We start from the raw sequence: 9,009 nt of genomic DNA on the forward strand, positions 1-9,009 counted from the left end.
GTTAGTGTATAATTATCGCGCTTTTTTTTGTTAATTATCAATTGTTTAATGAAAAGATGTATTTGATTCCGGCGAAGGCTTGTATGGTTTGCGATGGGTAATACAACCAGCGGTCGTAACGCTGACCAGCAAGATTATTGGCTTTTAGGAATACTTGCCAATTCTTATTAAAGGTGTAATCGATATGGAAATTCAAATCTAAGTAACCACCGAGAGTGATTTTCTCGGGCACAGCACTTCCTATTTGATAATCGAGGTCTTCACGGGTACCGGTGTAGAACAAATCTATCCCTGTGAAGAGGTTAGGTAGGATTTTGAAATCGGTGTAGAGGGATACGCGTACATTAGGGAGATTCCAAGCGGTTTTATCACGCTGGGTACGAGCTTTGTAGTTGTTGTACTGACCTGTAAAATTGAAAGTAACTATATCCTTCAAATTACCACCTATTCCTGCCAAGAACTCGAAATCGCTTACCTCATCGTACAACAAGTTGAAAGAGTTATAGTACTGATATGGCAAGGCTTCTACCCCTAATTGAGGGCGCTCGCTATTGGTGGTAAAAAGGGGCATTTCTTTATATTGACGATAACTTCCTTTTACGCGATATTGCAAATCACTACCTACTTTACCATTTACGCCTACAAAACCATCGACTTGTACGTTTGTAGGTTTGATTTCTTGCATAGGTGCGAGATACGGATTGGCTTTGGTGAGTTTCTCAACGGTGTTTTGCTGCAAACCTCCGCGCACACCAGCGTGCAATATAGCGCTATCGGTGAGGTTGTAAGAGGCTTCGACATCGGGGTAGGCTTTGAACTTGTTGTCTACTGATTTATTGGCATCGGCATACATTAACGATACGCCTAATTTTACATTGAGGTTATCGATGACTAATTGGTAAGAAGGATTGACTCCAAAGAGCATCCAGCGGTTGGAGATATCGTTGATGAGATTATCTTTGCGGGTAAAACTACCTTCGTAATAATCGACGAGTACATTGGCGTTGATTTTCTGTTCATCGGTGAGAGGAACTTCAAAGGAAGGTTGAGCTTTTACATTGGTTTCCTTGCTTTGGAAATGGTCGGAGAGCCCACGAATAGCGAAATCTATTCCTTTGAAATAAGGGTTCGTCCATTGCAAATAGCCACCTAATCCGTAATCGAAATAGATTTGGTTTACTTCATCTACCTTACCTCGCAAATCGGCATCAGTGAAAGTGTTTTTACGGATTCCATACCAATTGTGCAAACGTCGAGCTACATCGGCATTGAGTCCCCACAGCACATCTTGACTTTGGTAGTCGTAACGCAATTCGGCTGAGGAGTTGGAATAGTTCATATCGGGGACTACCTCATCGGCATCATCGGAAGAAGAGAGGTGGTTGAGCAAGAAAGAAGCACGCCCATTGTCGTTCACATGATAGTTAAGATTGGCATCGGCATAGAAGGTATTGAGCATTCCTAAGCCGCCTGCTACATAGGAATCTTGATAATCTTCGCGCACTACTTTCTGTTTTACAGCAGCAGCGCGCCCTTTATCGGGTACGAAAGTGGAGGCAACGGGTACGGAATAAATCGTATAGTTGATTTTTTTCTTCTTTACAGTAAGCGAATCTTTGATTTTAGCATCTTCGCGTTTTTTATCGGCGTCGGCGATGGTAGGGGCATAGGATTTTACTACATCTACCACCTTAGTAGTGAGGCTATCTTTACGGCTTTGGGCTACTGTTGTAGCAGAAGCTAAAGCTAAAAGTATGAGTGTTATATAGGTAATTTTGTTCATTTTTTGTTTGTTTTTTTTAATTGTTGTTGCTATCGGACGAGTCGGACGGGGCAGATTGCCATTCGCCCCTACTTTACTGATGAGTTGCTTTTAGCGGCTTCGGCTTTTACAGCGGCGAGTTCTTTTTTAGCTTCGGCAACCACTTCGGGGAACTCTTTGAAGTTTTTCAATACGCTTTCTAAGATGTAAGAGGCTTGATAAGCATCATTGAGTCCGCGGAAGTTTTTAGCCATCACGATAAGGCTTTTGGCAGCGAATTCTTTATGTCCACCATAATCTTTGGCGATTTTCTGTACGACCTCATTAGAGGCTTTGTAATTACCATCTTTATTTTTGAAATAAGCATCGTAGTACAAGGCTTCGGCGGCAAGGCTACCGGTAGCAGTTTTTTGTACTTCTTGGTAATACTTACGTGCCTGCTCGTTGTTTCCTGCTTGGGCATAGGCGCGGGCGAGCACTATATAAGCATCGTTTTTGATGCGGGTATCGATAGATTTTTCTTCTAATACTTTATTAGCATATTCTATTGCTTTGTCGTATAACTTTTCGTTGTAGCACACGCGCATTAGGTTGCTTTGCGCATAAGTTCTATTCTGTGCGATGGTAGCGGTTTTTTCGAGTTCCTCAAGATAAGGTTTGGCTTTGAGGTAGCTACCTGCATCAAGCAATATTTGGCACACGCGAGTGAGGGCTTGCTCGCCATACTCGTTAGAACCGCTTTTAGATACATTTTCATAATGGGTAAGCGCTTTGGCTTTCTGTCCGCTATTGAAATAGAGTTGCCCCAAGTAGAATTCGGCGTTGGTGCGGCGTAGTCCATTAGGGAAATCTTTGAGGTATTTCTCGAAAGCGGCGATAGCTTCTTTGCTGTTGTTTTGCAAATATTGGCGTTCAGCAGCTTCATAAGATGCACCTTCCAACTCAAGGTCGGTTACTTCAACATATCCTAAAGTTTTTGCCCAAGCGGCATATTCGTTCACTTTACCCATATCAACATAAATGAGTTTGGCTGAAGCGACCGCTTGTGATGCTTCATTGGTGTTAGGGTAATCCTTAGCAATGGTTTTGAAAAGGGTGAGTGCTTTTTGGTCTTCACCTTTATTATAATACACTAAACCTTCACGCAACATTGCACGAGGCACGAGCACATTGCCTTTGTACTCCTTGATGAGCTGCTGATAGTACTGCACTCCTTTTTCGGTAGCTCCTTTTGACACATAGGCGTTTGCCAACTCAAAGAGGGCATTAGGGCGCAAGTTAGAGCCTTTGTAGTTTTTGATAAAGCGCTCTAAATCTTCAATTTTGCTGGGCAATCGATCGACAAAACCGTAACTAATTGCTTTTTGGTAAGCTGCATAATCTTGGTCGGCTGATTTTGCTTCAATTAGCTTGTTGTAGCCTTCCATTGCAGGCCAGTATTTTCCGGTTACGAAATACGAATCGGCTAAGCGGAGCATAGCATCGTGTTTCCAAACATTATCTTTAGGACTTTGTTTGAGGTATTTCTCGAAATTGACGATTGCTGAAGCGTAGTTGTGTTGATTGAACTGTGAGTATGCTAATCCGTAGAATCCTTTGGGATATTCTTCGGTTTTGGCAGCCGCTGGATTGTTTACAAACTGAGTGTAGTAAGTTTCTGCAGCTTTGTAATCTTTTAGCTGATAAGCCGATTCACCAGCCCAATAAGACGCACGTGCTGAAAGACTTCCGCTACCGGCAATGGCTTTGGTGAGATACTGCAAAGCATCGGTGTATTGGAGTTCGTTGAAGAGTTCCAATCCGCGATAGAAGGCTACTTTTTTGTAGGTTTCTTTATCTTTAGGGTCGTTAGATTTTTCTAACAGACTGATCGCTGCTTGGTAGTTACCAGAAGAGATATAGGAATCGACTAAAAGGGATTGTATTTCTTCTTTATTGTCGTTAGGATAGGCCGAAGCGTATGCTTGCAACACATTAGGCACACTTTCATAAGGGTTCCCAATTTCGTAGCTGAGGCGGGCGTAGTTCAAATGTGCATCTTTTTTAATTTGCTTATCGAAATCCATTTGAGAGGCGTTGCGGAAAGCGTTGAGTGCCTGCTGCTTTTGGTCGGTTTTGAGGTAGCATTCGGCTAAGTGATAATAAGCGTTTTGGGCTACATTATCATTACCTCCTACAATTTTGTTAAATTGCTCGATAGCAGCCTTGTAGTCGTTATTTTTATAGAAAGCATAGCCTAAATAGTAATAATCGGTATTGGAGAATTTGCCTTTTTTGCCTTTGTAGTTTTGCAAATAAGGGATAGCTTCTTTATATTTTTTCTGATTGAAGTAACTTTCGCCTATAATTTTGTTGAGTTCTGATACTTCTTGAGCGCTCTTGGTTTTGGCGAGTTGTTTTTTTCCTTCTTCAATAGCCTCGTCATAAAGGGCTTGTTTGAAGTACATATTAGCTTGGAAGTAGGATACATTTTTGCTGAGAGTTGCATCGTCTTGCACTTCGCGGAAGTAACTTTCAGCTTTTGCGTAATCATCGGAGTCATAGGCTATATACCCCAGATAATACTTGGCATTATCGGCGTATAGAGGGTTGTTCTGTACGGACTCGAAATAAGGTTTTGACTCGGCTTGTTTGCCTGTATGGAAGAGGCAGTAGCCTTTTTGGAAGTTGAAGCGCGCTTTTTCGTCGCTTGATATATTCAGTTCATCGATAGCTTCATACCACTCCAAGGCCTCGGCATAGTTACCTTGCTGGAAGTAGAGATTTGCCATTTGCAAGTAAGCTTCGCTGCTCATAGGCGACTCGGGGTGATTGACGATGAAGTTGTTCACTAAGGCATCGGCGCCATCCTGATTGAGCAATGCAGCAATGGTGGCTACATAGTATTCACTTTGAGCGCGGATTGCCTTATCGGGGTTGGCGGTTTGCTCTTTGCGGAAGAGGTTTTGCGCAGGCTCATACAACTTGCGATTGTAGAGTTCTACCGCTTTTTGGTATTGCGATTGAGGGTGGGTAATGATTTCGGTTTCTTGTGCCCATAACCACTGACCGAAAGCCATCAGTGAGAGCACTGAAAAAAGTGTTTTTTTCATAATGTTTTACTGTTTAAATATTTAGGAAAAAGGAATAGATGCGGCAAAGATAGTAATAATTTGGGAATTAGGCAAATTAGGGGTTAGGGGTTAGGGGGTTTTACTTAGAATCTGTAGTTCTGCGCCACTTACGTAGTCTTGTCCGTATTGTTCGCTTAGGGCGGTGAATCGCAAATAGCGGGTTTTTACGGGTTTGGCGAAAATGGCTTTTTGGGGTCTGCCGTCTTTTAGAGGGAAAGTACCTTTATAGATTTCTTCCCAATGTTGCCCGTCGTTACTTACTGATACACTAAAATCTTTTACATCACCGGTTTTGTACTCATCACTGCGGGGTAAGTAACTAATACCTATTATGAGGGTTTCTTTCAGCAGCTCGAAATCTACCCAATGGGGGTATTTTGCTACGGTGACACTATAGGCACTGTGCCATATAGTACTAGGGTCGTTGTCAAGCAGATGGGTTGCTTCACCTAAGCCTACTTCCTCACTGCTGGCAAAAATTACTTTCATCGGTACACTTTTATCTTTTTCTAAGTTTGTTACAAAAGCAGGTGCAGGAGTATTGGGGCTCACCTGTGCTTGATCGGCTATTTTTTCGTTTTCATCAGTTCCTGAAGTGCGGACTTTTATAGGGCGTATGATAAAGCCGAAATGCGTAGGGCTTGCTGTTACTCTATCGCGGATGAGCGGAGTGGGGCCACAACTGTTACCGCCTACCCCCGTAGTGGCAGCGCTGAGTTGCAGATAAGTAGCATCGGACTCAGGCAATTGGTAAGGATGCCCTGCCAAAGTGAGTTGCTGAGGTGAGTGAGCTAAAGCTGAAAAATCCATTGTAGGATTGGCTACCAATAGCACTCCTATTTTGCTATCATCGTTTTTAAGCGCTACCCAACGCGTATCTTGATGATGCCCCATATCCTGCGGCTTGGGGAAAGAAGAACCGCCTTCTGGAAGAGGAAAGGTTACCTCATCATTGTATATTCCTACAAAAGCTCCTGTTTTGCGGTCGGAATAGTTATCTTGAGGGCCACGACCGTAGTAAGTGGCATATCTAAATTTTTTAGGTAACTTGATCTCATAACCTATTTGTGGTAATATAGCTGTTGGCACATTGGAGACAATAGCCGCTTGTAGCTCAATAGAGCCATCGGGGTAGACGGTGAACACTTGGTTGGTAACAAAGCGGAAATCGTCATTATTAAAAGGTTTATTGGTAAATTCCTCAATATGATGGTCGGCTGCACTGGGTTTACCTACGAGTTGTGCCCCATTAGGCGCTTGTGATTGTACGGTGAAGGCAAAGCTATAACTGCCATTGGCGTTTTTGGTTACTTTGTGTGATAAGGCTTTATGTTGCAGATTGTGTAATCCTTTGGCAAACCACTGCTGGTACGCCCACACATCGTTGTTTAGAAAAGCGCGAAAGGCATTGAGTTGAAAATCACTATTTTCTACAATAGGTTGTTCGCCATATTGCAATTTGGCAATGGTGCCTTTTTCAAAATCGAATTGCACAGAGAAGTCTTTACCTGCAAGGGTTTTCTGGTCTTTGCTAAGAGTGAGTTTTTCTCCTTTGGCTACTGAAGCAATAGGTGATTTTTCTACTTTCTTTTCAGGCCAATGGAGTTGTTCAGCTGCTTGTATAAAACCTTTTTTAGCCCAAGGCATATCTTCAGCGAGTTCAAACTCGAAATTGATATAGTAATCAGCATCTTCTTTAGGAAGGTAACCTATATTTACTCTGTCACTTTTTTGTGGAGGAATAGCGTCTATTGAAAAGTTTCCTTTTTTTATTTCAAAACCGTTTTTGTAGAGTTTCCACACGCCTTTTAAATGTGATAAAGTGCGGAAGTAGTTTTTATTAAAAATTTCAAAGATAGGAGGAGACATTATATCCTCTTTAAGAAATGGGGTATATTTAGAGACCGCTACTTCTTGATAGACTTTTTTCACTTCGGCGAGTTGTGGTTTCGGTTTGCGATCGGCGAAAATGAGTCCGTTCATCACAAACTGACCGTCGTTAGGGTAATCGCCGAAATCACCACCATAGCCCTCATAACGAATGCCGTTTTTTGTATAATTATAGATTGATTGGTCTACCCAATCCCAAATTGCGCCACCACAGATGTAGTTGCTGCTATCAATCGCTTTCCAATAATCGGCGAGATTGCCCATAGCGTTGCCCATAGAGTGGGCATATTCCGAGATGTGGAAGGGGTATTTGATATCCAATTCACCGGTAGCAGCTTTCTCAACCCACGCTACCGATGGGTATTGGTTAGAGCCCATATCGACGATGCTGTTGTTGCGTTCGTACTGCACAGGGCGGCTTTTGTCGATGGTTTTCAGGTGGTTGTAAGCTGTTTTGAAGTTGTCGCCAGGGCCTGCTTCATTTCCTAAAGACCAAATCACGACAGAAGGTGCGTTGTAAGTAGCTTCTACCATTTCGGTTACGCGGGCAACGTGTGCATTTTCCCATTCTTTGGGATGTGAGAGCGATTCCTTGCCATAATGATATTCGTGCGACTCGATATTGGCTTCATTTTCTAAATAGATACCGTACTTATCGCATAGGTAGAACCAATAAGGATCGGGAGGATAGTGAGAATTGCGCACGTGGTTGATGTTGTTGCGTTTCATCAAGAAGAGGTCTTCTTGCATTTGTTCGTGAGTGAGCGTGTGCCCTTGTGCGGGGTGTGTTTCGTGACGATTTACGCCTTTGAGTTTGATTGGCTGACCATTGAGATAATAGACTTTATCTTTAATCTCTACTTTACGAAAGCCAAAGTATGATGAGACCGTTTCAACCACTTTGCCTTTTTTATCTAATAATTGAGCGACGAGCACATAGCGATGAGGAGCTTCGGCTGACCATAATTTAGGGTTTTTCACAGCTATAGTAGTGGTGGTTTTACCGAGTGTTTTTGGCGTTAGCACACTTAATGAGGTTTGTGTTTGAACAGCTGTAGGGATTACATCATCTTCATACAGTGCGACTTCATACATCACATAGCGCAATTGATAGTGTTTTGCTGTTTTGGCACTGAGGTTGCGTACTTCAGTATTTATATTTAGTTGCCAAAGTTTTTCATCTTTTGTATCGGTAAGGATGTTCAAATTGAAGATTTGTACTTTTGGGGTAGCGCGCAGGGCGACAGTTCTAAAAATCCCTGGTAAGCGGAACATATCTTGAGATTCGAGGAAAGAGCCATCGGAATTGCGGTACACTTCTACGGCTACTTTATTTTTGCCTTTTTGAAGATAGGGGGTAATATCAAACGAGGCTACATTGCGAGAGTTTTTAGAGAAACCTACATATTTGCCATTGATCCACAGATAGAAGAAAGAGTCTACCCCATCGAAATCGATAAATATTTCGCGTCCGCTCCAGTTAGCAGGGATTTCAAACTCGCGCACGTAGGAACCTACTTCATTGCGATAATCGTAGGTTGTCCAATCTGTTGGAGGCGTGCGCATTACCCCTTTGCGCCAATCGTCGACCTTGCGTTCGTGGTAGAAAATCACGGGTTGGTTCACATAGATAGGCAGACCATATTTCAGCAATCCGTTTTTTTGGATACCATAGACATTCCAATTAGACGGTACGGGAATAGCATCCCATTTTGAGGTATCGTAATCGGTTTTATAGAAGTCTTTAGGGCGCTCATCGGGGGTTTTGCACCAATGGAATTTCCATTGCCCATTGAGTGATTGCCAATAGGGAGCATACTCGGGCAATACTTGTGTAGCTTGCTTCTCGTTGTTGAACGAAAAGAAGTAGGCTCGTGGATATTCTTTGTTAAGGGATAGTTTTTCGGGTGATTGCCACTCGTCACCTGTAGGGGCAACAGGGTTGCCATAAGCGAAGCCTGCTAAGGTTTTGTGTTGGGCAGTAGCTGAAATGGTAGCGACTAATGTAAAGGCTAAAAAGTAGTTTTTCATTTGTTGTAAATTTATTGAAAGCCCCCGAACCCCCGAAGGGGGACTATTCCGCAAAAGTGATTGTATACCAATTGTAGGGGGCAAAATGTTTTTTATGTGGGCGTTTGCAAAATGTTTTGTATATGGGTGTTTGCAAATAGTTTATTGTGTGGGCGTTTGCAAAACGCCCCTACGCAACACACTCTAAAAGCGATTGATTATCAGATTTATAGA

At 42.7% G+C, this 9,009-nt stretch carries 3 protein-coding genes; all 3 read right to left on the minus strand.

Annotation, left to right across the window (positions count from 1 at the left end):
* Positions 1-37: 37 nt before the first annotated feature.
* The 3 genes from HMPREF9073_RS14995 to HMPREF9073_RS15005 all read right to left on the minus strand — a co-directional run bounded on the left by HMPREF9073_RS14995 (position 38) and on the right by HMPREF9073_RS15005 (position 8,796).
* Positions 38-1,783, minus strand: a complete 1,746-nt coding sequence (locus HMPREF9073_RS14995) for a hypothetical protein (RefSeq protein ID WP_009414475.1) — start codon at positions 1,781-1,783, stop codon at positions 38-40.
* A 68-nt stretch (positions 1,784-1,851) separates the two neighbouring features.
* Complete coding sequence (locus HMPREF9073_RS15000; RefSeq protein ID WP_009414476.1) at positions 1,852-4,854, minus strand: tetratricopeptide repeat protein; 3,003 nt, start codon at positions 4,852-4,854, stop codon at positions 1,852-1,854.
* 90 nt (positions 4,855-4,944) lie between these two features.
* Positions 4,945-8,796: a glycoside hydrolase family 2 TIM barrel-domain containing protein gene (locus HMPREF9073_RS15005; RefSeq protein WP_009414477.1), complete on the minus strand. Its 3,852-nt coding sequence runs from the start codon at positions 8,794-8,796 to the stop codon at positions 4,945-4,947.
* Positions 8,797-9,009: the final 213 nt, after the last annotated feature.

It is taken from the genome of Capnocytophaga sp. oral taxon 326 str. F0382 (genome assembly GCF_000318295.1).
Classification (GTDB): domain Bacteria; phylum Bacteroidota; class Bacteroidia; order Flavobacteriales; family Flavobacteriaceae; genus Capnocytophaga; species Capnocytophaga periodontitidis.

What these genes read in the sequence shown, in the direction of transcription:
- HMPREF9073_RS14995 (WP_009414475.1), bottom strand. Translation starts at nt 1,783, where the DNA reads ATGAACAAAATTACCTATATAACACTCATACTTTTAGCTTTAGCTTCT.
- HMPREF9073_RS15000 (WP_009414476.1), bottom strand. Translation starts at nt 4,854, where the DNA reads ATGAAAAAAACACTTTTTTCAGTGCTCTCACTGATGGCTTTCGGTCAG.
- HMPREF9073_RS15005 (WP_009414477.1), bottom strand. Translation starts at nt 8,796, where the DNA reads ATGAAAAACTACTTTTTAGCCTTTACATTAGTCGCTACCATTTCAGCT.